The organism is Agrobacterium sp. ES01, from assembly GCF_050320885.1.
In the GTDB taxonomy this organism is placed as follows: Bacteria; Pseudomonadota; Alphaproteobacteria; order Rhizobiales; family Rhizobiaceae; genus Allorhizobium.
Window position 1 is genome coordinate 17282 of record NZ_JBNQTH010000005.1, and the last position, 24085, is coordinate 41366.

Here is a 24085-nt window from a genome sequence, read left to right on the forward strand (position 1 = left end):
TAAGTTTTGTTGCTCAGAATTTCTCATTGTTTATGGGGAATAACATGACGCAGCTGCATCGTACGAACGGGAGTGATCCTTGCGTTTCGATCACGAAGATTGATTTCCTGCCAATGTATTGAAATTTCTTCAGTAAAACGTCGCTCTGCATAGAATTTTTCAACATCAATTTTGGATGCTTTTCAGAAGATTTGAAAAATCAGTGAAATGTAAGATGTAGAGGCCTGTCATTTTGCCTGCTGAGCGTAATATTCTATTCACTTTGCTCGCCCAGATGACCGGCACAGACTTCGCTGAAAATGCAGATTTTAGAGCCAATTTGCGGCGACCCACACCTTCAAGCCAGCTTGTCGGTGCCTCTAGACATAGCAGCATGGTCCCCCAGCGCCTGATCCCAATCGTCGAGCTTCATGCGCGTTCGCTGGCCGGTAAAAGCGACAGGGTGTCGTCACCGCTGGGCATCAGATCAGACAAAGCTCTTTTGGTTCCATGTCGCACACAGTCCGTGCTTGATCGTCGACATATGCAGTCAGCCTGGCGGCTCCAGTCATACGCAACCCGCACTTGAGGCGCGGGCAGCCTAGCCAAATGGCTTAGACGTTAGGGCGACCGGTCGGCCAATTTCACCCCAATGACCAACTTTCCATTTTATGGCGGTGTGAAACTATCGCTGTCGTGGAAAGACCGTACTTGCGGAAGCGGGCATAGAGCATCGCGATCTGTGGTCGGGCAAACGCGATGAAGCGGGGAAGCCGATGAGAGCACTCCAGGATATTAAGGGCGTGGATTTTACCCCTCGGGACGGTCGAACGGGTGGAGTCCGCTACGATAGGACGCGCAGTGTTCCGGATATCGTCAGGCAGCATGCATTTTCCGCTCCCGACACTATCGCCATCATTTCCGGCGACACACAGCTGACTTATAGAGAGCTCGATCTCCTTTCCGACGCGCTTGCCAGTTATCTGATCCAAAGTGGAGTTAAAAAGGGCGATGTCGTCTGTCTGCTGGTACCGCGCGCCTTAACCACCGTCGTCGCCAAACTTGCCATACTCAAGGCTGGAGCGGGCTACCTGCCGATGGACCCAGCTTATCCGTTGGACCACCTTCAGTATGTCCTGGACGAATGTCGTCCCAAGATAATCTTCACGGACGCCGGCCAGGACCTGGACCTGGCGGCGCTCACTCCCCCTGGCAGTCGGGTGGTCGACCTTCCAAGGCTGCTCCCGACGCTTGAGCCGGGTGACGTCAGCACGCAACCCGCGTCGACCGGGGCAGACCTTGCCTATGTCATGTACACCTCCGGCTCCACTGGCCGCCCGAAAGGAGTAGCCGTACCGCATCGTGGCATCACCAGGTTAGTGCTTGAACAAAATTACATAGATTATCGCCCGGGCGAAAAGGTTTTGCACTCCACCACAATTTCATTCGACGCCTCCACCCTGGACATATGGGGAGCGCTTTTGAACAGAAGCACGCTGGTGGTCATGCCGAAGGCGAACTATTCGCTCACGGATATCCTTGATCTAATCCGCGTCCACGACATTGCCATCATCACGTTCACAACTGCGCTGTTTAATCTGTTTGCAGATCACGCTGCTGGCGATCTGCCGAGCCTGCGCCAAGCCAATTTTGGCGGAGAGGTTGCGTCTGCGGCCCATGTGAGTCGCTTTCTGGCGGCTTATCCGAATTGCACCCTCATTAACGTCTATGGTCCAACAGAAGCCGCCTGCATCGCGACGACCTATGCGGTGCCGCCGAAGTTCTCGAGTACGGACTTACCTATCGGAAAGCCTATCGCTCATACCGATGTTTTCCTGCTCGATGACGACATGCAAATCTTACCGCCCGGCGTTGAAGGCCAGATTGTGATTGCAGGTGACGGACTGGCACTCGGCTATTTCAATCGGCCCGATCTTACGGACGAACGTTTTGTCACAATCGAGACAGATGACGGCCCCCTGCGTTGCTATCTGACCGGCGACCTTGGCATTGTTGACAGCGACGGCCTCTTTCATTTCCGGGGGCGCCGGGATCGTCAAGTCAAAATCAATGGCAAACGGATCGAGCTTGAAGAGATTGAAGCGGCGTTGCGCCGTCACCCGCGCCTCCTCGAAGCGTTGGTAGAATGCCACGAGCATAATGGAATCAAGCGGATCGTAGCCTATCTGCGGCCAAGCGATCCCCAGGACCTGTTCAACACCAATCTTGTGCCGGCCGTGATGGAACGTCTGCGCAATACGCTGCCCGCTTATATGATCCCGAGCGCGGCGATGGTTCTTGACGTGTTTCCGTTGACACAGGTGGGAAAGATCGATCGTTCGAAACTGCCTATGCCACCGGCCGAGGAGATAAAACCAGCAATTCCCGAGAGCCGTAGTGAAGAGATTTTGATCCGCCTGTGGCGCGAGGCCTTGGGACTGGATGCTATCCCGATTGATCGCAATTTCTTCGACCTGGGTGGCACTTCGCTTCAATTGATGCGGGTGCATGCTGCGCTGGAAGCCGAGTTGGGGCAGCGCTGCGAGGTTCTGGCATTTTTCAAGCATCCGACGGTTCGAGATATGGCGAGCTTCCTGGATGGAACCACACCGAGCATGCCGCGCTCAAAGACATCAGATCAGCGGCCAGCAGTCCAACGCAAGACCATGTCTCAGTTTCGCCGGAGCACTCCATGAGAGAGGAGGAAAACCTGTCGAAACTTGACTCGGTCAACGCGGGGATAGACAGCGATTATCTGCCCGATGGTATAGCCATAATAGGTATGTCGGGGCGTTTTCCGGGCGCACCAAGTGTTGATGCTTTATGGCAAATGGTGGAACGCGGCGGCAACGCCTTCCGGATATTCTCGGCAGATGAACTCGAGGACAGTTTCACGGATGAAGAGCGGGCGTCGCCCGACTACGTAGCGTGCCGGCCGCATCTTGATGATGCCGACAAGTTTGACGCGGAGTTCTTCGGCATGTTCGCCCGTGAGGCCGCACTGACGGATCCCCAGCACAGGATCTTCCTGGAATTATGCTGGGAAGCCTTGGAAATAGCGGGCTACGACCCATACCACAGCCCAGGTGCCGTTGGTGTGTTCGCCGGTTGTTCCGTTCCGACCTATCTGCTCAATAACGTTACGCCGGATCGTGCCGCAGTTGAGGAATTGACCTCACACTACCAGATCGGATGCTACAATCAGTTGATTGGCTCGATCAGCGATGTTCTGGCGACCAGGGTCGCTTATAAATTGGGCCTGCGCGGACCGGCTTTCACGCTCCTATCTGCCTGCTCCACTTCGCTACTGGCCGTTTCGCAGGCATGTCAAAACCTCCTCACCTATAGCTGCGACATGGCCTTGGCTGGCGGCGTGTCGATTACAATGCCCCAGAAGCGCGGGTACATGTATCAAGAAGGAGGAATGGTCTCCCGCGACGGCATCTGCCGTCCCTTCGACGCGGAAGCATCAGGAACGGTGTTTGGCAGCGGCGCCGGCGTCGTGCTGCTCAAGCGCCTCGAAGACGCAATCAAGGACGGCGACGTTATCTATTCGGTGATCCGGGGTTACGCCGTAAACAATGACGGTTCCGACAAGATCGGATTTACTGCCCCAAGCGCGGAGGGGCAGGCCGAAGCGATCAGCGCAGCCTTGGCCCATGCCGGCATAGATCCATCGACCATTGGCTATATCGAATGCCACGGAACGGCGACTCCTCTTGGAGATCCCATAGAGTTTTCAGGGCTAACAAATGCCTTCTCTGAAGCGAGCGAGCAACGGGACGCCTGTGCCCTGGGATCACTGAAGGGTACGGTTGGGCACCTCGATGCCGCTGCCGGGGTAGCAGGCCTTATCAAGGCGACGATGGCACTCCATCACCGCAAAATCCCGGCCATGCCCAATTACAAGACGCCAAATCGCAGGATCGAGCTGGAAGACACTCGATTCTACATTCCCAGTGAAACCAGAGATTGGCCTGAAGGCCCCTCGCTGCGACGGGCTGGTGTCAGTGCCTTCGGCGTTGGCGGCACCAATATCCATGTGGTCTTGGAGGAGTCGCCGGAAGTTAAAGAGAACACCGGATACGATTTTTTTGGGCCCCTCATCCTACCCCTTTCTGCCCGCTCGGACGCCGCGCTGTCAGAGATGCGCAACAATCTCGCAACTTATCTGGAAGAGAACGACGATGCTTCCCTGCTGAAGGTGGCTAGAACATTGCAGGGGCGCCACAATTTCAACACCCGAATGGCAATTTCGGCGACGTCAACAGCCGGTGCCGTTGAGCAGCTGCGTTCGGAAACGGTTGCAACTCACGTTGCAGAAGACCGGCCACCACCGGTCGTTTTCATGTTCCCCGGGCAAGGATCGCAATATGTTGGAATGGGTGCGGCTCTGTACAAAAGCGAACCGGAATTCGCCCGGTGGATCGATCGCGGCACCGAACTTCTGCAAATGCGCTTCAGGATAGATCTGCGGGATTACATTTGTCATAGCGGTTCCGTGAGCAGTCACATGGCTGCAGAGCAGCGAGAGACCCGGATTGCACAGCCATGCCTCTATCTGGTCGAATATGCCCTGGCCCAACTGTGGATCAGCAGAGGGCTGCAACCCGATGCGATGATCGGCCATAGCGTCGGCGAGTTCGTTGCAGCAACGTTGGCAAATGTTATTTCGTTCGAGGATGCACTCACGCTGGTGGCCACACGTGGGCAATTGATGCAGAATCAGGCACCCGGTGCCATGCTTTCCGTTCGGGCGGCCCCCGACACATTGCGCGAATACCTGAAAGGTAGCGCAGAGATCGCGGCAATCAATGCACCGAGACTCTGTGTTGCCTCCGGGCCGATTGACGATATTGAGGCACTTTCCTTGGCTCTGGAAGAAGGTGGGATCGCCTTCAGCCGTTTGCACACCTCGCATGCGTTTCATTCGGCCATGATGGAGCCCTGCATTGATGCACTGCGCGATGTGGCCGCCAAGGTCACCTACGGACGCGCCACCATCCCCTACATTTCATGCGTAACGGGCGGCTGGCAGAATGATGAATTGGGTTCTTCGCCCGATTATTGGTCGAGGCACTGCCGCGAGCCTGTGCGCTTTTCCGACGGCTTAACGACACTATGCCAAGGACAAAGCCCGATCCTGATTGAGGTCGGTCCCGGCAGGACGCTCTCGGTCTTCGCTGCGCAGACGATCGGTCGCGGTGAACTCGGCGCCATCGTCCAGTCGCTTCCAGAACACGATAACGCTCATGCCGCCGAGCGCTTCTTGGCGGAAGCTCATGGCCGGGTCTGGGCTGCCGGCTGCGTTCTGCCATGGCCTGGCCTGCCGGTGGAGCAGCAACGGATCCTGCCGCTGCCGACCTATCCATTCCAGCGTCAGCGGCATTGGATCGACGCTCCAGCATCTGTGCGTCGCGCACTGGCGGCCTCGATGGCGGAAGCAACTGCCGCGACGGACACTATCAAGAGCGAACCTCTATTTGAAAATGGGTTGGAAACGATGAACGCTATTAGCTCCATTACAATCGCAGATCGTACCGTGGCATTGGAGACTTCGCTCCTGACGCTGCTTGGCGACATGTCCGGTGAGCCGATCGATGCCAGCAACCGAAGTGACAGCTTCCTCGAACTCGGTTTCGATTCGTTGTTCATTGGTCAGTTTGCGCAGAAGATTGACAAGCAATATGGCGTCAAGATTTCGTTCAGGGAATTGTTAAGCAATATTCCTTCGATTGCTGCGCTTGCCCGGTATCTCGACACTGTTTTGCCGCCGGACCCGGCTGCTCAGGCTCCTGTCGCTCCGGTTGTCCAGCCTGTGCCTCAGACATCAATAGCCGCTGTACAGACGCCAGTTTTGCCGGCGATGGGCCTTCCCAAAACTGTTGCATCAGGGGCTTCGGTCGATGGTAGCCTTGAAGCATTGCTGCAGTCCCAGCTGGCTTTGGCTCAGAACCTGTTTTCCCAACAAATCCAATTGTTGCAGGGGGCACCCCATACATTGCCGTCAACGTCAGATCCTATTCCGGTTGCTGCGAAGACCTCGGTTGCGGTCGGCAACCCTCCGGGAAATGTCGAGATGTCTGCTTTAATATCTGCTGCCGGCGACAGTGTCGCCGAGATTGGTGGGGAGCGTTATACCCGGTATCAGCAAGGAGCAATGAAGGTAAAGACGGAACTAACGCCGCAAAAGGAAGCCTTCATCAACGATCTGATCCTCGCTTATTCAAACAGAAACAAGAATTCAAAGGACTATACGCAAAAACATCGCGCACGATTGGCCGATCCTCGAACCGCATCGGGCTTCCGGACCGAGTGGAAAGAGATGATCTTCCCCGTGGTCTCCGATCGCTCAAAGGGTTCGCGCATTTGGGATGTCGATGGCCACGAGTATATCGATCTCGTCAATGGTTTCGGCCAAACGGCATTCGGGCATGCACCCGACTTTGTTGTCGAGGCGATGAAGGAACAGATGGACGCAGGCTTTGCTATCGGTCCGCAAACGTTGCTGGCGGGCGAAGTTGCGGACCTAATCGGTGCCATGACCGGACACGAGCGTATTACCTTCTGCAACACGGGTTCCGAGGCTGTTATGGCAGCCATGCGTCTGGCCCGTGCCGTCACTGGTCGCGACCGCATCGTCGTCTTTGCCAATGACTATCACGGTCAGTTTGACGAGGTATTGGTCAAGGGTCGGGCGAGAACAAAAGAGCCCGTTGCACTGCCGATCGCTGCCGGCATTCCGTCCGGCTCCGTCGGCAACATGATCGTCCTGCCTTACGGCAGCGAGGAGAGCCTCGACTGGGTTCGTGCCAATGCACAGGATCTGGCGGCAGTTATCATCGAACCGATCCAGAGCAGACATCCGGAGCTTCGTCCCCGGGAATTCGTGGGCGCTCTGCGTAAGATAGCGACCGACGCGGAATTCGCGCTGGTCTTCGATGAAGTCGTCACCGGTTTCCGCGTCGATCCCGGCGGCATGCAAGCCATTTGGGGCATTCAGGGCGATATGGCCACCTATGGCAAGGTCGTTGGCGGTGGCATGCCAATCGGGGTCCTGGCAGGCACCAGCCGGTTCATGGACGCTCTCGACGGAGGCCGTTGGGCCTATGGTGACGACTCCGTGCCGAGCGTGGTTCCGACTTTCTTTGCCGGCACATTCGTTCGCCATCCCGTTGTACTGGCCGCAGCACGGGCCGTTCTCAATCACATCAACGGCGAGGGTGCAGCACTTTACAGCCGCGTCGCACCGCGGACTGAAGCTCTCGTCGACGAGATCAATGGTGAGCTTGCCAAGCGGGGGATCGCACCGTGCCTCAGGGGATACAAGAGCTGGTTCGTGACTGATTTCAGCAATCAGGATCCACTGGGAGGCCTGATCTACCCCTATCTCAGGATGAACGGGATCCATATTCAAGACGGCTATCCCTGCTTTCTAACGACCGCCCACAGTGAAGACGACTTCAAAACTATCGCCAGGGCATTCCGTGATGCCGTTGATGCTTTGCAGTGCGTTGGGATCCTTTCTCCGACGGGTGAGGTCCAGCTTGCCGACGTCTCCTCAGATGGCGCCCCAACGGAGTCGGTTGCTGAGGTAAGCGAGCGGCCCGAGAGTGCTTTATTGACGGAAGCGCAAATTGAAATCTGGCTGGCGGCGCAGGCCGGAGATGAAGCATCCTGCTCTTTCAACGAGTCGCTGTCGCTTGCTTTGGATGGCCCTCTCGACGAGGGGATCTTCCTGGCCTCACTGAAGACCGTCGTGGATCGCCATGATGCCTTACAAATCCGCTTTGATCGCAATGGTGAGAGGTTCCGCTTCATTCCAGATTTCGACTTGCCGGTAGAATTCGTGGATCTTGCGGCCGAACGAGATGCGCAGGCAGCCCTGGCTGATCTGATCGAACGCGACGCAATGACACCCTTCGATCTGGTCGAGGGTCCACTGGCCAGGGCGCAATTGGTCCGTATGGGCGACAACAGGCACGTGTTCGTGTTCACGGCACATCACATCATCTGCGACGGCTGGTCGCTGAACGTCATCATCAACGAACTGTCAGCGGCGTATTCCAGTGCAATGAACGGAGAGACGGCGACATTCGAGCCAGCTCTGTCATTTGCGGAGTATGCGAGCAAGTATGCACCAAGCGCTGATGTCAGTCGCGAAACTGCCCGCTTCTGGCAGGAACAATACAAGGAACTGCCGGAACTGCCCGACATGCCATTTGATCGGCCCTATCCGGACCAGCGGACCTTTGCGGGGGGGACCTGCACTGCCAATATTCCGGCAGAGGTCTACAAGCAGATCAAGAAGCGCGGTGCCCGCTCTGGTGCCACACTGTTCTCGACAATGCTGGCCGCACTCCAGGTCATGATCGCCCGTCTATCCGGCCAGGACGATGTGGTGATTGCCATCCCTTCGGCCGGCCAGAGCCTTCTCGACGACAGGATCCTGGTCGGACACTGCGTCAATCTGCTGCCGCTCCGCCAGACAGTCGATATGTCCGCACCTTTCGAGAACCATCTAAAGGCGACCCAGCAGCTGGTTCTGAAGGCCTTCGAGCATCAGGACTACACTTACGGTACCCTCGTTAAGACGCTGGGCGTCAAACGGGACCCACGGCGGCTGCCATTGACGGGCATCCAGTTCAACCTGGAGCGTATCGCCGCGAATGCCGATTTTACGGGGCTTGACGCCGTTATCGTACCAAATGCCAAGTCGTTCTCGAACTTCGATATGTTCTTCAACATGATCGAGAGCGCAAACGGTGTTCGCATCGATGTCGATTATAACGCCGATGTGCTTGACCGGTCGACAGTCGACCGTTGGATCGGCCATCTGGTCACCCTTGTCACGGCACTGGCGGAAGACATGAAGCACCCCGTGGCAGATTTTGAACTGCTGTCGCCGAGCGAGAAGATGTGGCTGACAGAGGAGCTCAACCAGAGCGCAGCCGCATATGACAGCGACAAGTTTACCTTTTCACTTTTCTCCGCAAAGGCGAGAGAGTTCCCGCAATCGATTGCCGCGCAACATTCCGGTCAATCGATCACCTATGGTGAACTTGACCAGCGCTCAAATCAGTTCGCGCGACATCTGGCCTCAATTCTGCCTGGACAGGGAGAGCGTATCGCGCTCCTGGTCGACCGCTCGCTCGACATGCTTGTCGCATTACTCGGCATCATGAAGGCCGGGCATGCCTATGTGCCGCTCGATCCGGGACATCCGGTGTCACGGCTTCGCCAGACTCTGGTCACAGCGCGGCCGGCGGCCTTGGTCTGCGACAGCGATAGCGGCGCAGCGCTGGCAGACGGCGGAATGGTGACGGTTCGTCTGGATAAGGAGGCAGCAAGCATTGCCGCTTTGCCGGAAGCCGAGCTGGAGACATTGCCCTCCGATACCGAGACGACCGCCTATGTGATATTCACTTCCGGCTCGACCGGCGCGCCGAAGGGTGTCGCAATCTCTCACCGGGCCCTGACGAATTTCCTCCAGTCGATAGCGAGGGAGCCCGGTTTTACTACCGATGACATTCTGGTCGCGGTTACGACGATCTCTTTCGATATTGCCGGGTTGGAACTCTATCTGCCCCTGATCTCCGGTGGCAGTGTCGTGATTGCGGATCGCGCCCAGGTGGAAGACGGCTTTGGGTTGGTTCGCCTGATTAAGGAGAGCGGAGCCACAATTGTGCAGGCAACGCCGACACTCTGGCAAATGCTGGTCGAGGCCGGTCTCGACGGCACGACCAACCTGAAGAAACTGTGCGGCGGGGAAGCTTTGCCAAAGGCACTCGCCGTTACGCTTGCCGGTATGCAGGGCGAGCTATGGAACATGTATGGCCCGACCGAGACCACCATCTGGTCTTCCGTCGCGCGCATTGCAGACCCTGACGCACCGATCACAATCGGCCACCCTATTGCCAATACGCAGCTGCACATCCTCGATCGCGAAGGCAGGCTCGTTCCTCCGGGCGTCACAGGGGAACTTTATATTGGTGGTGACGGCCTCGCCCAGGGTTATTTTGATCGATCGGACCTCACCGAGGCAGCCTTCGTATCGCACGATATCGGAACCGGAGCGATCCAACGGCTCTACAAAACGGGTGATCTTGGCAAGCGTCTGGACGATGGGTCGCTCAAATTGCTCGGCCGGCGCGATAATCAGGTCAAGCTGCGCGGTTTCCGCATCGAACTGGGCGATATAGAAGCCGTCATTTCCCAGGTTCCTGGAATGAGCCAATGTGCAGTGGTCGGCGCGCGCAACGGCAAGGGCGATCTGGTCCTGGTCTGCTACTTCGTTGCTGAGCCTGGAACACCGGCTGCTGACAGTATTGAACTTGCCAAGCAGGTTCGCGCGCAGTTGCCAGCCTATATGGTGCCGAGCATCTGGACCCTTGAAAACGAGCTGCCACAGACAGGAAATGGAAAACTGGATCGCAAGACATTGGAGGCACGCGACATTCGCCGCACCGTCGATGTGGGGGAAGCCGCGTCCAAGATCAAGCCGCGGACCACTATGGAAGAGACGCTTTGGACCATCTGGAAGAGCGTGCTCGATGTCGACACGCTCGGGGTTGAGGACAATCTCTATTCGCTCGGTGCGGATTCGTTGGTTATCTTCCGTATCGCCGCGCGGATGCTGGATGCGGGTCTGCCGCTTGAAGCCAAGCACCTGCTGCGTCATCCATCGATTGCCGAACTGGCCGCCTATGCGGAAGAACAGGAGGACGCTCCCGAGACTGATAATGTTGTCTACCAGATCCCGTCTTTAGCAAGTTTCCGTAATGGCGCTCGTCGCCGGATCGAGGGCGTGTAATGAGCCAGTCTGAACACACCGAATTTTCGCAGACCGATACAAAGATAATTGGCGAATTTCCCTGCACGCAGACTCAGTTACGTTTCTGGGTTTTGGACCAGTTTCAGCCCGGAAACCCCTCACTCAATGTCGCTGTCCAGTGGGAGATACGTGGCACCTTCCGGCCGGCAACGATCGAAGCCGCTTTCCGGAAAATCATCCAGCGCCACGAAATTCTGCGCACGCGCTTCGTTGAGCGGCATGGAAGCCCCTATCAACAGGTTCTAGATTCCGTCGAATTCAAAATGTCGGTCATCGACTTGCGTCACATGCCAGCTGACCAACGCGAGCAACGCATTTCGTCGATCGGTCAGGAGACGGCTTCCGCGCCTTTCGACCTCGCACGCGGCGGTCTCTTCCGCGTTACACTGCTTATGGTGGAGAGTAAGCGGGCCTTTATTCTGATCACGGCGCACCACATTTGTTTCGACGGTTGGTCGATCCGCGTGCTAGGCCGCGAATTGGGTGAAATCGCATCGGCCATCGATGAAGACCGCGCGCTTGAACTTCCGCAACTGCCTCTGCAATATGGGGATTTCGCCCTGTGGCAAAACGAATACATGTCAAGTCACGGTTTTACTGTCGAAGCGGATTTTTGGAAAGCCTGGCTCAACGGCGCTCCCTATTTTGAGTTGCCGACGGACTTCCCTCGTCCAACCGTCAGGAGTACCAACAGCAAGATCATTGCTGTTGTGAAGCCAAAGGATTTTGGCGACAGGCTCCAGAAAGCAGCACGGGATCACCGTGTTTCTCTTTATGCTTATGGCGCCAGTATCATTAGCGTCGTGCTTCATCGCTTTACAGGAATGACCGACATCATGTTCGACACCCAGATTGCGGGGCGCGCGCATTCGGATCTGGAACCTATGATTGGGGTATTCATAAACAATCTCGTGATGCGACTTCCGGTGGAGCCCCAATGTACGTTTGAGAACCACCTCAAGAGGTCTGCCGAGGCGGTGATGGCGGCGGTCAACCACCAGCAGATGCCATTCAACAAACTAGTGGAGTTGCTTAACCCGGTACGCGATCAGTCGCGCACACCACTGGTTTCGGTGAATTTCAATCAGTCAAAGGCCTTTCTTGAGGATCGCCGCTATGGGTCCTTTGAACTGATCAGTGCCCCATCCCAATCGCCTGGCGCAATATATGATATCAGTTTCAGCATGGTCGGAAGGCCATCTGGCTGGCGAATGTCGATTGAATATAACACCGATCTCTATGATGAGAAACGGATGAATCGAATGCTAGAACTTTGGCAAGAGGTTTACGATGAGGTGCTTGACGATCCGACTGGGCCACTCGTCCGCAACGCTTCGTTGATAGAGGGCAAGACGTCAACCCTACCGAGGACAACTGCTGAACCTTTTATACGCACCCAAATCAATCAGGCTCAAGAAGTATCTGAATTGACGAGGAGCGATCTGTCGCAAAACAGTGAGATGGCGAGTGAAGAGAACATCCGGCGGCGCGTCACTGAGATCTGGGCGGAGGTACTGGACCTGAGCATTGTTGCTCCGAATGAAAACTTCTTTGCACTTGGCGGCCATTCCTTGGCGGCTGTACGCATGATTTCGCGCGCGCGAGATAGTTTTGGCATGCATTTGAGCCTTTCCGATCTTTTCAAAGCGCCGACCCTCACGGGGTTTGCCCAGTCTATTATCGACACTAGTGCCACCAGAAAACTACCCCGAGCTGCCTCTGGTTCCAGCCCTTGGAGTGTTACCCCCTACAGGATCGGGACGGGTACGAGCACTGTTTATACGCTGAACCATCCATTCCACTACCATCGGCTCGCCAACGTCCTCGACAGCAAGGTATCAGTTTACAACATCAACATGTTCGGATCGTCTGCAGAAGAGACGACGGGAGCCAAATCCCTCGAAACCGTCGCCCGTCAGGTCGTCGAGGCGATGAACGTCGATGCCCACAGCGGACGCGTCTCACTCGTGGGACTTTGCGTAAACGGCGTTCTAGCCATGGAGGTTGCTCGGCAACTGCGCGCTGCCGGCGTGGATGTTGGCTTGACCGCCATGATCGATTCTTGGGCTCCAGGCTACTTCCTGCCGATACCACGGTCACGCCGGCGACTTATGCATATCGAACGGAGAGTGAGGCGAATGTCTTATTTCACTCGGAAACTGCTCGGCCGCGGCATAAAGCCGCTCCGGTTCCTGAAGGAATTCAGAATTACGAGGCAGTTTTTGACTATGCTTGGCTTTGACGCGGTGAGGGTCACTCCTGACGAAGTCACGACCACTCGAGTGATCGACTTTCTCGCGCGGGCGGCGCAATCTTATTGCCCGCAATCAAGCGGTGAACTTGCTTTGTTCCGAAGCCAAGCCAGCCCGGCTTGGGCGAAGACATCGTGTTTCGGATGGGAGGCCACCTTAGTGGGAGATGCAAAGGTCATCGACCTAGAAGGCTGGCATGAGGATTCCCTCAACATGGGGGGCGTGCATAAGTTGGCTGCGGTCATCGAAAGCCGTTTGCTCGCAGAGCGCGCCTGACATGGTCGGCCCGTCCAAGCCTGTAGGCATCAACGCTAGCCACGCGGTGGCGGCGGCTTTGCGCATCGCCGTTTTGGTTGATCGGCAAGACCGATTGGAAAATTGGCAATTGAGGATAATCGACCGCATCCTGGAAGATGACCGTTTTTGCCTGGTCTCGGTGCCTGTATGTCAGTATTCGAACGGTCGGACCAAAGCATCTTTATTGTTCAGATTTGTGAGCGCCATGGAGCGAGCAATCGTTGCTCGACAACCGAAATATGTACCAAGGCACTTTAATCTATCGGATCTTCCATTCGAGCCGTTCTGTAAGGTTTTTCGCGGCAAAGATGAACCCAAATTGGACCTCGTCCTGTGCCTAGCTGGAGGTGCGCTGGATGACACAGAAATCCGCCGGATGCGTCACGGCGAATGGCACTTCTCGTTCACACGTCATGCTGATGCCGTCGCGGACTGGTTTGGTTATGCTGGCTCGATCGAAAAAACGCCTACGACAAAGGTGCGGATTGAGGTGCGTCGGCCGGAAAGCAGCCAGCGCGAAATTCTCGCCAGTGCCGCATTCAACACAAAATTCAGCGCGATAAGAAACGGCGACTTCATCAAGGAGCGTGCGGTGACATTGGTTATGCGGGAACTGCGTCGGGTGGCCAATAACGGTAGTATGCATGCAGTCGCGAACGCACCGAATGCAGAACCCGCTGAAATGCCGCCGACGGCATGTCAGTTGGCATTATATTCTATGAACCTGTCGAGAGTCCTCTTTGTCCGTGCGGTTGAGGCTGTGAAGCTGAAGCTGGGCACTGGTCCTGCAGACTGGCGGCTTTATGTTGGAGAAGGATATGGGCATGACTTTGATCCGCACAAAGCCGTGCCGGCCGTTCCGGGAGACGACGAATTCCGCGCAGATCCGTTCCTCCTAGAATATAGCGGACAGCTCTACATATTCTATGAAGCCTTTTCTCCGGGCGAGACCAAAGCCCATATCGCGGTAAGCCGACTCGTCGGCAACAGGCTGGAGAGGTTAGGTATTGCCTTGGAGTGTGATCATCACCTGTCTTACCCCTTCATATTCCGTCACGATGATCAGTTGTTCATGATCCCGGAAGCACATCAAGCGCGTCGTCTGGAGGTCTGGCGCTGTGTGGACTTTCCGCTGGGCTGGGAGCTCTACTCGACCGGACTTGAAGGGTTCGCACCCGCAGATAGCGCGCTCACGCATTTCGATGGAAAGTGGTGGTTATTCACCAATCTGTCCGATTTCCATGCCTACGAAGACCACTGTAGCGAACTACATGTCTTTGAGGTGGACGGACCGGAACTCAAGCGGATCGTGCCACATAAGAATAATCCGGTCGTCATAGACAGCACTGTGGCGCGCAATGGCGGGCGACCGTTCGAACATGAGGGCAAGCTCTACCGACCATCCCAGCGCAACGAGCACGGAATCTATGGTTATGCCTTGAACATCATGGAGGTTGAGCACCTTGACCTTGAGACGTATCGTGAGCGTTGCGTACGCACCATCACACCGGATTTCGGCCCTGGACAGGTCGCGTGCCATCATCTTGATGCGGCGGCAGGGCGTTTCGTCATTGATGTGATGTTTGAGGGCTAAAGGGAGAAATCACGATAACGTAGCACCACGTCTTCACCAAACGTCAATGCTGCCAAGGCGCCGCAAAAACTTTTGTCGACATCAAGATTGAGCAATGCCCAATCTTCCGCGCGGCCGACCAGCGGATCAAGACGCCGGAGCAAGGTTTGGCCAGCGTTGTCCGCAAGCGAAACATCGAAACATTCAAGCGGAAGAGACAGGCCAGCACCATGCGCTTTGATAAAGGCCTCCTTGCGGGTCCAGCACCGATAAAAGGAGGAGATCTGGTCGGCCAAAGGCAGCGCCTGCAGGTCTGCATATTCAGCCGGTGAAAAGAAGTGGCCCGCGACATCTTCGGATATTGGCCGAATTTCCTCGATATCGATACCGAGATGAAACCGGCGTGAGACCGCAAGGATTGCCTGTCCAGCGCTGTGGCTCAGGTTGAAATGAAGCGCAGTCGAGCCTTCCCAGACAAGTTCAGGTTTGCCGTTTATGCCATAGGAAAATATAATTTCCGATGGCGACACACCGATATACTGTCCGAGAATATTGCGCAGTTGCACGCGGCCGGCGAGGAAGCGTTTTGCATCCCGCGGCCGGATGAAACGGGCCGCGCGCGCGCGCTCATCATCGGAGAGAATAGCCCCTGCGGTATTTTCGTCGCCCACAGGATGGTCGAGTGACCAGTTCCAAATGTCGATCATGGAGCCGTCATCCGATGCGGGATCAGTGTCCATGCTTCACCAAAGACAAAAAGGGGGTGGTAAATTGAAGCGCGGACGCAAGTCGGCTCTTGAATGTGCTTTCCTCTTGAAGGGTGTAAAGGTCTGCACAATGAGTGTGCAACTTCTGATCTTGGATATTTGAATGTTGATCGGTCACGGTGGTTGCCAAACATATACGTAGGCGGCGGGTCCATTCCCTCTGCGCCCAATGATCAGACGAGGATGAAATCCAGAATTTTTCGAACTTTAATCCGAAATGAACATTTCCGATAGGATTGGATCAGCACGGGATTAAGCAACACTATCGGGAGCTGGACCATCCTAAAGGTCTGCTGGCTTTCCAAAGCCTCAAGCTTCTGTTCTGCCCCCGTTGCATTCATATCGAAAAATCTGATATGAATGCAACGGGGGCAAAGGGCAGGTATATGACGGGTAAGGTACTGGTAATCGATCCTGTGGAGCGACAGGATCTCCTGAAGGGCCTCGCAAGCGAGGTTCGCATCGGCATCTTGAAGCTTCTGCGGACTGAGGGGGCGAGAAACGTCAACCAGATCGCTGAGGCACTGGCGCTTCCGCAATCCACCGTGTCGATCAATTTGAAGATCCTTGAGGATTGCGGGTTGATCTATACCGAAAGTCAGAGAGCGAAAAAGGGTAGCCAGAAGCTATGCCACTCCGCTTTCCAAGAGATCCTGATTTCATTTGCCGAGCCGATGGCCGATCATCTAGAGAATATGATTGAGGTCTCGATGCCGCTGGGTCTCTATACGCAGTTTGACGTAAAGGGCCCTTGCGGCCTCTGTTCCCGTGACGGCGTTATCGGCCTTCTCGATGTGCCGGACACCTTCCTCGATCCGGACCGAATGAAGGCAGGTCTGCTCTGGTTTACCAGGGGGTACGTCGAATATCAGTTTCCGAACAATACCTTGCTCAAGAAGGCCAAGCCCAGGGCGCTGGAGTTTTCGATGGAACTGAGTTCGGAGGTGCCCGGCACCGCCGCAAACTGGCCTTCCGACATTTTTCTCGAAATCAATCAAGTCGATGTCGGTACATGGACCTCCCCGGGTGACTTCGGTGACAAGCGTGGGGTCTTTACCCCCGACTGGTGGAAGCTTGCCGGTTCGCAATACGGCAAGCTGAAAAACTGGCGGATCAATGAGCAGGGTTCCTTCGTCGACGGAGTGAAAATTTCGGCGGTCACCCTCGATGATCTTGGACTCGATCGTCATCGGTCGATCCGTATGCGCGTTGGCGTCAAGGAGGATGCCGAGCATCCCGGTGGCATTAATATCTTCGGAAGCGGTTTCGGCAATTATGACCAGGATATCGTGTTGCGTATCCAGATCTGAAAAATCTTAAGAACACTTGACGCCGCCACCCATGTCAGTTCTAAATACCAAAAAGACGGATATAAACCGGATAAACGGATATTAAGATCTGTGGGAGGAACATGGACGCTCGGGTCACTGCGCATGCGCGCTATTCAATTGGAGAGATCGACAAGCGGCTTTACGGCTCATTCCTGGAACATCTGGGGCGTGCCGTTTACACGGGTATTTATGAGCCTGAGCATCCGACGGCTTTGCCGAATGGTATGCGCCGCGATGTGATCGATCTTGTGCGGGAACTCGACACGCCTGTGTGCCGCTATCCCGGCGGGAACTTCGTCTCCGCCTATAATTGGGAAGACGGGATCGGCCCCAAGGGAAATCGACCCACGCGGCTGGACCTTGCCTGGCGCACCTCGGAATCCAATCAGGTCGGCGTTCACGAATTCGCCGAATGGGCCGATGCCGCCGGCACCGATATGATGCTCGCGGTCAATCTGGGTTCCCGAGGCCTCGATGAGGCCCGCAATTTTGTCGAGTATGTCAATCATCCCGGTGGTAGCCAGTGGTCGGATCTGCGCCGCAAGAATGGCCGTGCGGATCCCTGGGATGTGAAGCTCTGGTGCCTGGGTAACGAGATGGACGGTCCTTGGCAGGTGGGACACAAGAGTGCACACGAATACGGCCATCTCGCTAACGAGACTGCCAAGGCGTTGCGCGCATTCGATGACAAGCTTGAACTCGTTGTATGCGGCTCTTCCCATTCCGAAATGGCTACCTATCCACAATGGGAAGCCACGGTTCTGGAGGAGACCTATGACCAGGTCGACTATATCTCGCTGCATATGTATTTCGAGAACTACGAGAAAAATACGGCCGAATATCTGGCGCTTCCGGAGAAATTGGACCGCTATATAGGCACGGTCGGCGGCGTCATCGACTTCGTCAAGAGTAAGAAGCGCTCGAAGCGGGACGTCAAGATTTCCTTCGACGAGTGGAACGTCTGGTATCACGAGCGCAAGAGTGATGCGAAACGGATGAAGGAGTGGGACTGGCCGCACGCGCCGGTGCTGCTGGAAGACATCTACAATTTCGAGGACGTACTGCAGGTTGGCTGCATCCTGAATACTTTCATCCGTCGTTCAGACCGCGTCCGGATCGCCTGCATAGCACAGTTGGTGAATGTCATTGCGCCGATCATGACTGAGCCGGGTGGCGCAGCCTGGCGACAGACGATCTATCATCCGTTCCACCTTGCTTCGCGTCATGGTCGCGGCACGGCACTTCAGCTGGATGTTGACTGCAAGAGCTACACATCCGGTGTCGCCGATGACGTCTCCTATCTTGACATCGCGGGCACTCACGACGCTGACGCAGGAACGCTGACCTTTTTCGCGATCAACCGCCATGGACAGGAGCATATGGACATTGCTCTAGCAGTTGAGCGCTTCGGCTCGGTCAAAAGTGTCGAGCACACGCTGATCAAGCATGATGATCTTGAAGCGCGCAACACGAAGGAAAATCCTGACAACGTCAAGCCGCATCAGACGAACGATGCTACGCTTGAAGGGAATACCGTGCGGCTATCGGTGCCGCCCTATTCCTATTCGATGATTAGAATTACACTTTAGTGAAATGTCATGCTCATGTGAATTTGTGAGCTGGCCAACGGTGGAAAAGTCAAGTTGTTGCAGCGTCTCTTGCCCAGATGAGGGGGCCGGGGCGCCGTCGGTGCAATCATCGGGTGGCTGGGAGACCACCCGTCTTCAGGGAGGAGAAAGACATGCCGAATTGGTACAGATTTACGAAAGCACTCGTCGTGGCCACGGGGTTGATGACCTCCGCAGCTCATGCTCAGGAAACGGTTGTCTGGTGGGATTTCCTCGCCGGCGGTGATGGTGTGCGGATGAAGCAGATGATTGCCGATTTTAACGCGGCACATCAAGGTGAGATCAAGATAGACGCGACCACTCTTGAATGGGGAATTCCATTCTATTCGAAAGTCCAGACCTCAGCCGCCGTTGGCGAAGGTCCTGATATCATGACGTATCATGCCAGCCGCATTCCCCTGGGTGTCAAACAGGGCATCCTGCAGGAAGTGACTGCAGACGACTGGAGTACCATGGGGTTGAAGCAGGAAGATTATGCGCCAGCCACTTGGGATGCCGTCACAGTCGATGGCAAGCAGTATGCCGTCCCGCTCGATACGCATCCGATTGTTCTTTACTACAATAAGGATTTGCTCGCCAAAGCCGGCCTGCTTGACGAGAACGGAAAGCCAAAGGGCTTGGATTCGCGGGACAATTTCACAGCCACGCTGAAAGCGCTGAAGGATGCAGGCGTGAAGTTCCCTCTGGGTTCTGTGACGGCCGACGGCAATTTCATGTTCCGGACCGTCTATTCCTTGATGGGGCAGCAGGACGGTGAACTGATGACGGACGGCGAGTTCCTCGCTGGTGACAATGCCCAAAAGCTTGAGAACGCCTTGTCGGTCCTGCAGGAGTGGACCAAAGAAGGTCTGCAATCCACCTACACAGACTACCCGGCCACGGTCGCTCTTTTTACCTCGGGAGAGGCGGCCATGATGATCAACGGCGTTTGGGAAGTGCCAACGATGACGGACCTGAACAAGGAGGGAAAGCTGTTTGAATGGGGTGCGGTAGAATTGCCAGTCATCTTCGACCATCCTTCCACCTATGCCGACAGTCACGCCTTTGCGATTCCTGACAACAAGGGCAGGGATATGACGCCCGAAAAGCGCGCTGCCGTGCTGGAAATCATAAGCTGGATTTCGAAAAATTCACTGCTATGGGCCACCGCCGGCCACATCCCCGCCTACGGCCCGATTACCAATTCCGCCGAGTACAAGGCCATGGAGCCCAATGCCACCTACTCATCGCTGACAGCGAACATGATCTTCGATCCCAAGACCCCGCTCGCTGGTATCGCGGGACCGGTCTTCGATGTCATGTCGACCTATTTTGTACCGACACTCAACGGTGAAATGGACGCCTCTGAAGCCGTCGAGGAGATCAAGATCGGCTTGGACGAGCTCTGATTTTAGGTAGTATGCCCGGGTGCGAGCAATCCTGCCCGGGCGTCCTTCTGTTCAATTGACCGCCTTATTGTCACGTTTCGGGAGGTCTCGGAAAGCATGCTCAGGAACAGAGGTAGCGAGGCCCTGTTTGCATTCGTCCTTGTCGCGCCGTTTGTCGCGATATACGGACTCGTTTTCATCTATCCGGCGATCAAGCTGTTCAGCGTCAGTCTCACCGATGCGCCGCTGATCGGGGGCGGCAGTTATGTGGGGCTCGATAACTACACGCGTCTCGTCGGAGAGCGTCGATTTTCTACCGCCTTGTGGAATACGGCCTACTTCGTGTTGCTCACGGTCGTTCCAGGCACGATGATTGCCTATGCGATCGCCCTCGGCGTCAACCGCCTCACGGGGTCTCTGAAGTCGGCAATATTGGCCGTCTTCTTCCTGCCCTATATTCTGCCGGTCTCTGTCGTCTATCTCATCTGGGACTGGACCCTGAACTTTCAGTTCGGGATTGCAATGTATGTTTTCGATCTGTTGGGTATGCAACGCATTCCTGTCTTCAAGTCCACCGTCTGGTTCATGCCGGCGGTTGGTCTCGTCACGATATGGTGGACCGCCGGCTTTTCGATTCTGCTTTTTCTGGCGGGACTAAGGGCCATCCCTGCCGAGATTTACGAGGCAGCGGAACTAGACAATGCCAGACGCTGGACGATGTTCAGGCGCATAACCTGGCCATTGATGTGGCCGATCACTGCGCTCGTCCTGACCATCCAGCTAATCTCGCAGCTCAAGATTTTTGATCAGGTCTATCTTTTTTCGCAGGGTGGGCGCCCAAACGACAACCTCGTTCTCGTCTATTACATCTTCCTCAGGGCATTTCAGTCCGACCAAGGTGGGCGGGCAGCTGCGGCTGCGGTGGTGCTTTTCCTGATTGTTATCATTGTCGCGGTGGTGAATTTCCAGCTCACGAGACTTTCGGGGGCGCGCAACAGATGAAAGTCCAAACCCTACGTCGCCTCAACCGCGCCGGTCTCGTCATCACCTTGCTGACTGTTCTAGCAGCTGTGATCTGGGCCTTTCCGCTCTACTGGGGTGTTGTGTCCTCATTGAAGCCGGAGGATGAGGTCGTCAGACCGTATATCGAATTATGGCCGGATACGTTGACGTTCTCACACTACATCTTTGCGTTGACAGAAACCGAGATCGGGCGGTGGTACCTCAATTCCATCGTGACCGCCGTCGCTGTCACCGTATTGACGGTCTCTTCCTCGCTTCTGTGTGGTTATGCCATCTCGCAACTGGATTTTCCGTTTCGCAAGGTCCTGTGGTGGCTGATCCTCGCGAGCTTCATGGTTCCAATGCAGACGCTGATCGTCAACCATTTCGAGCTGGTTGCCAATCTTGGTCTTATCAATAGCTGGGCCGGCATCGTGCTGCCCCAACTCATCCATCCGGTCATAATCATTGTCTACAAGCAGTTTTTTGATGGTGTGCCGAAGGATTTCCGCGAAGCAGCTGTCATGGACAACGCTTCGGAATGGCGGATTCTGACGCGTGTTTATATTCCGATGAATTGGGGTGTCACGACGGCGCTCGCCATTGTCTGCTTTATCTGGTCGTGGAATTCTTTCCTTTGGCCATTTCTGGCTGTCACCCGGACGGATATGATGACAATCACTGTCGGCATCACGCAGGTGAACGATGCTTTCGGCGTTTATTATGCGCGCGAACTGAGTGCCGCTGTTCTGGCTGGATTGCCGGTGGCAATTGCCTATCTGATCTTTCAAAGGCGCGTCACCGAGGCGATAACGCTCTCGGCGGGTATCAAGGGGTAGGGCCTTGTCTTGTCATCCGCCGCATCACGTCAATGGTGCTGGTATGACCTTCCGTCGGTGTCAAAGAAGTGAACGGCATTCGGATCAAGGGCGATGTGGACACGGTCGCCGGGCCGTATATCCGAGCCGCCGCTATCTTGGGCGATCAATTCCGATCCGTTATCAAGCGTACAATAGGCAAGCGTGCGTTCGCCCAAGCGCTCGACCACGCCGATCTTGGCCTCGGTGGTGTTTTGCTGCTGGCCGTCGCTCTGGGTGACAACGCGTACGGCTTCCGGTCGTATGCCCAATTCAAAGCGGCCCGGATTCGGTACGGGAGCGTCGATTTCGAGTTCGAAGCCGTTGCCAAAACGCACCGGCGTGCGCCCTCCTCCCAAAACCTCTACGGGCAGAAAATTCATACCCGGGCTCCCGATGAACCCGGCAACAAACCGCGAGGCGGGTTTCAGGTAGACATCCATGGGCGTGCCGATCTGTTCGATCCTGCACTGGTTCAGCACAACAATTCTGTCGGCCAGTGTCATCGCTTCGGTCTGGTCATGCGTGACGTAGATCATCGTGGCATTCATTCGTTGGTGAAGTTGCGCCAGCTCGACGCGTGTACGGACCCTTAGCGAGGCGTCGAGGTTCGAGAGGGGTTCGTCGAAAAGAAACGCCTTAGGTTCTTTGACGATCGCACGGCCGATCGCCACCCGTTGCCTTTGTCCGCCGGATAGCTGGGAAGGTCTACGGGCCAGCAGTTCATCCATCTCCAGCATGCGTGCCGCATCCTTGACCCGGCTCTCGATCTCGGCTTCGGCCAGACCGATATTGCGTAACCCGAATGCCATGTTCTCCCGTACGCTCATGTGGGGGTAGAGAGCGTAGTTCTGGAACACCATGGCGACGTCGCGTTGACCCGGTGCCAAGCCTTCGCTTGGTACGCCGCCAATTTTCAAAGTTCCACTGTCGATGCTCTCCAAACCGGCTATCATGCGAAGCAACGTGGATTTTCCTGAACCGGAAGGCCCGAGGAAAACCATCAGCTCGCCAGAATTTACGGTCAGTGAAATATCGCGGATGACGGAGACCGCCCCGAAACTCTTGGATACGTTGTCCAGACGGATTTCCGCCATCGTTGCCCTCCTCCATTCTTTTTCATCATCATTCCCGGTATGTATCGTAAGTCAAGATATGAAAACGGATTTGGTATCTGATGATCGTGTGTCAGGACAGGGGGAGAGTACCCTCAGAGGTAATGGCCGTGATCTCAATCAATGCGACCGTGTCACCACGTTCGGCAATATCAGCTCAGCGATGCCCCGTTCGTGGCGAGATAGACCGAGTAAAGCGATCTGGTGGCTGTAATGAAAAGCCGGTTCTTGCGGGGGCCACCGAAGGTGAGGTTGGCGACCGTTTGCGGGACGAGGATCTTGCCCAGCAATTCACCCTCCGGTGAAAAGCAATGCACGCCATCTCCGGCGCTGGTCCAGAGGTTTCCATGGACATCCATTCTGAAGCCGTCCGGAAGCCCCTTGTCCAGGTTGCAGAAAACGCGATCATTGGTCAGCGTTGTCCCGTCCACGACATCGAAGACGCGGATGTGGCTGGGCGCGTTGACATCGTGGCTCGATGACGAATCGGCGATATAGAGCTTGCTTTCATCTGGCGAGAAGGCCAGTCCGTTGGGCTGGCCGAAATCGGTGACGACCGCGCTCAGCTCTCCGGTTTTGGGATCAAGCCTGTAGACGTTACGGGTCGCCTGTTCGGGTTCAGCCCTATAGCCTTCATAGTCCGACAGAATGCCATAGGTTGGATCTGTAAACCACACGCTTCCGTCTGAACGCACCACAACGTCATTGGGGGAGTTGAGCTTCTTTCCTTCGAAGCTGTCTGCCAGAACCGTCAGCGAGCCGTCTATTTCCGTGCGCGTTACGCGACGGCTCCCATGTTCGCACGAGACCAGACGGCCCTCGCGGTCGCGCGTATTGCCATTGGCGAAGTTGGACTGCGAACGAAAGACGGAAACCTCTCCGTCCGGCACCCACCGCAACATGCGCTGATTCGGGATATCGCTGAAGATCAGGCAATTGAGATCTGCGAACCAGACCGGCCCCTCAGCCCATCGGCATCCGCAATACAGTTCCTCCAGCCCAGCACTCGCCACCGTCAACTGCCGAAAGCGGTCGTCGTGGATTTCATAGATGGAGGTTTGCTGTGGCATGATCTTGTCCATT

At 55.8% G+C, this 24085-nt stretch carries 12 protein-coding genes; 9 read left to right on the plus strand and 3 right to left on the minus strand.

The features are described from left to right. Positions 1-755 precede the first annotated feature (755 nt). The 4 genes from ACQQ2Q_RS15475 to ACQQ2Q_RS15490 are packed head-to-tail and all read left to right on the plus strand — an operon-like array spanning position 756 to position 14956. Positions 756-2675 (plus strand): non-ribosomal peptide synthetase, encoded by a 1920-nt coding sequence (locus ACQQ2Q_RS15475; protein ID WP_428188012.1) that lies wholly within the window; start codon positions 756-758, stop codon positions 2673-2675. Next, positions 2672-10792 carry an amino acid adenylation domain-containing protein gene (locus ACQQ2Q_RS15480; RefSeq protein ID WP_428188013.1) on the plus strand — a complete coding sequence of 2707 codons (8121 nt, stop codon included), beginning with the start codon at positions 2672-2674 and terminating at the stop codon, positions 10790-10792. Before ACQQ2Q_RS15475 ends, ACQQ2Q_RS15480 begins: the two co-directional genes overlap by 4 nt. Next, on the plus strand, positions 10792-13341 hold the full coding sequence (locus tag ACQQ2Q_RS15485) for a condensation domain-containing protein (RefSeq protein WP_428188014.1): 2550 nt from the start codon (positions 10792-10794) through the stop codon (positions 13339-13341). The genes ACQQ2Q_RS15480 and ACQQ2Q_RS15485 overlap by 1 nt, the downstream gene beginning before the upstream one ends. A gap of 1 nt (position 13342) precedes the next feature. Next, positions 13343-14956, plus strand: a complete 1614-nt coding sequence (locus ACQQ2Q_RS15490; RefSeq protein WP_428188015.1) for a glucosamine inositolphosphorylceramide transferase family protein — start codon at positions 13343-13345, stop codon at positions 14954-14956. Here the strand turns inward: ACQQ2Q_RS15490 and ACQQ2Q_RS15495 are convergent. After that, entirely contained in the window at positions 14953-15675 is a 723-nt protein-coding gene (locus ACQQ2Q_RS15495; RefSeq protein WP_428188016.1) for a 4'-phosphopantetheinyl transferase family protein, read from the minus strand. The two genes, ACQQ2Q_RS15490 and ACQQ2Q_RS15495, sit on opposite strands and share 4 nt — an antisense overlap. Before the next feature lie 413 nt (positions 15676-16088). Here ACQQ2Q_RS15495 and ACQQ2Q_RS15500 point away from each other — a divergent pair, with 413 nt between their 5' ends. The 5 genes from ACQQ2Q_RS15500 to ACQQ2Q_RS15520 all read left to right on the plus strand — a co-directional run bounded on the left by ACQQ2Q_RS15500 (position 16089) and on the right by ACQQ2Q_RS15520 (position 21869). Continuing rightward, positions 16089-17012: an ArsR/SmtB family transcription factor gene (locus tag ACQQ2Q_RS15500; protein ID WP_428188017.1), complete on the plus strand. Its 924-nt coding sequence runs from the start codon at positions 16089-16091 to the stop codon at positions 17010-17012. Positions 17013-17113: 101 nt separating this feature from the next. After that, positions 17114-18622: an alpha-N-arabinofuranosidase gene (locus ACQQ2Q_RS15505; RefSeq protein ID WP_428188018.1), complete on the plus strand. Its 1509-nt coding sequence runs from the start codon at positions 17114-17116 to the stop codon at positions 18620-18622. A gap of 152 nt (positions 18623-18774) precedes the next feature. Continuing rightward, positions 18775-20049 carry an extracellular solute-binding protein gene (locus ACQQ2Q_RS15510; RefSeq protein WP_428188019.1) on the plus strand — a complete coding sequence of 425 codons (1275 nt, stop codon included), beginning with the start codon at positions 18775-18777 and terminating at the stop codon, positions 20047-20049. 96 nt (positions 20050-20145) lie between these two features. Then, positions 20146-21030 carry a carbohydrate ABC transporter permease gene (locus tag ACQQ2Q_RS15515; protein WP_428188020.1) on the plus strand — a complete coding sequence of 295 codons (885 nt, stop codon included), beginning with the start codon at positions 20146-20148 and terminating at the stop codon, positions 21028-21030. Continuing rightward, positions 21027-21869: a carbohydrate ABC transporter permease gene (locus ACQQ2Q_RS15520; RefSeq protein WP_428188021.1), complete on the plus strand. Its 843-nt coding sequence runs from the start codon at positions 21027-21029 to the stop codon at positions 21867-21869. The genes ACQQ2Q_RS15515 and ACQQ2Q_RS15520 overlap by 4 nt, the downstream gene beginning before the upstream one ends. A gap of 29 nt (positions 21870-21898) precedes the next feature. On the opposite strand, the gene ACQQ2Q_RS15525 is transcribed toward ACQQ2Q_RS15520, so the two are convergent. Together ACQQ2Q_RS15525 and ACQQ2Q_RS15530 are read right to left on the minus strand one after the other, a co-directional pair. Beyond that, the gene (locus ACQQ2Q_RS15525) at positions 21899-22984 is read right to left on the minus strand and encodes an ABC transporter ATP-binding protein (protein ID WP_428188022.1); all 1086 of its coding nucleotides are present in this window, start codon (positions 22982-22984) and stop codon (positions 21899-21901) included. Between the two features lie 170 nt (positions 22985-23154). Next, positions 23155-24072 carry an SMP-30/gluconolactonase/LRE family protein gene (locus ACQQ2Q_RS15530; RefSeq protein ID WP_428188023.1) on the minus strand — a complete coding sequence of 306 codons (918 nt, stop codon included), beginning with the start codon at positions 24070-24072 and terminating at the stop codon, positions 23155-23157. Positions 24073-24085: the final 13 nt, after the last annotated feature.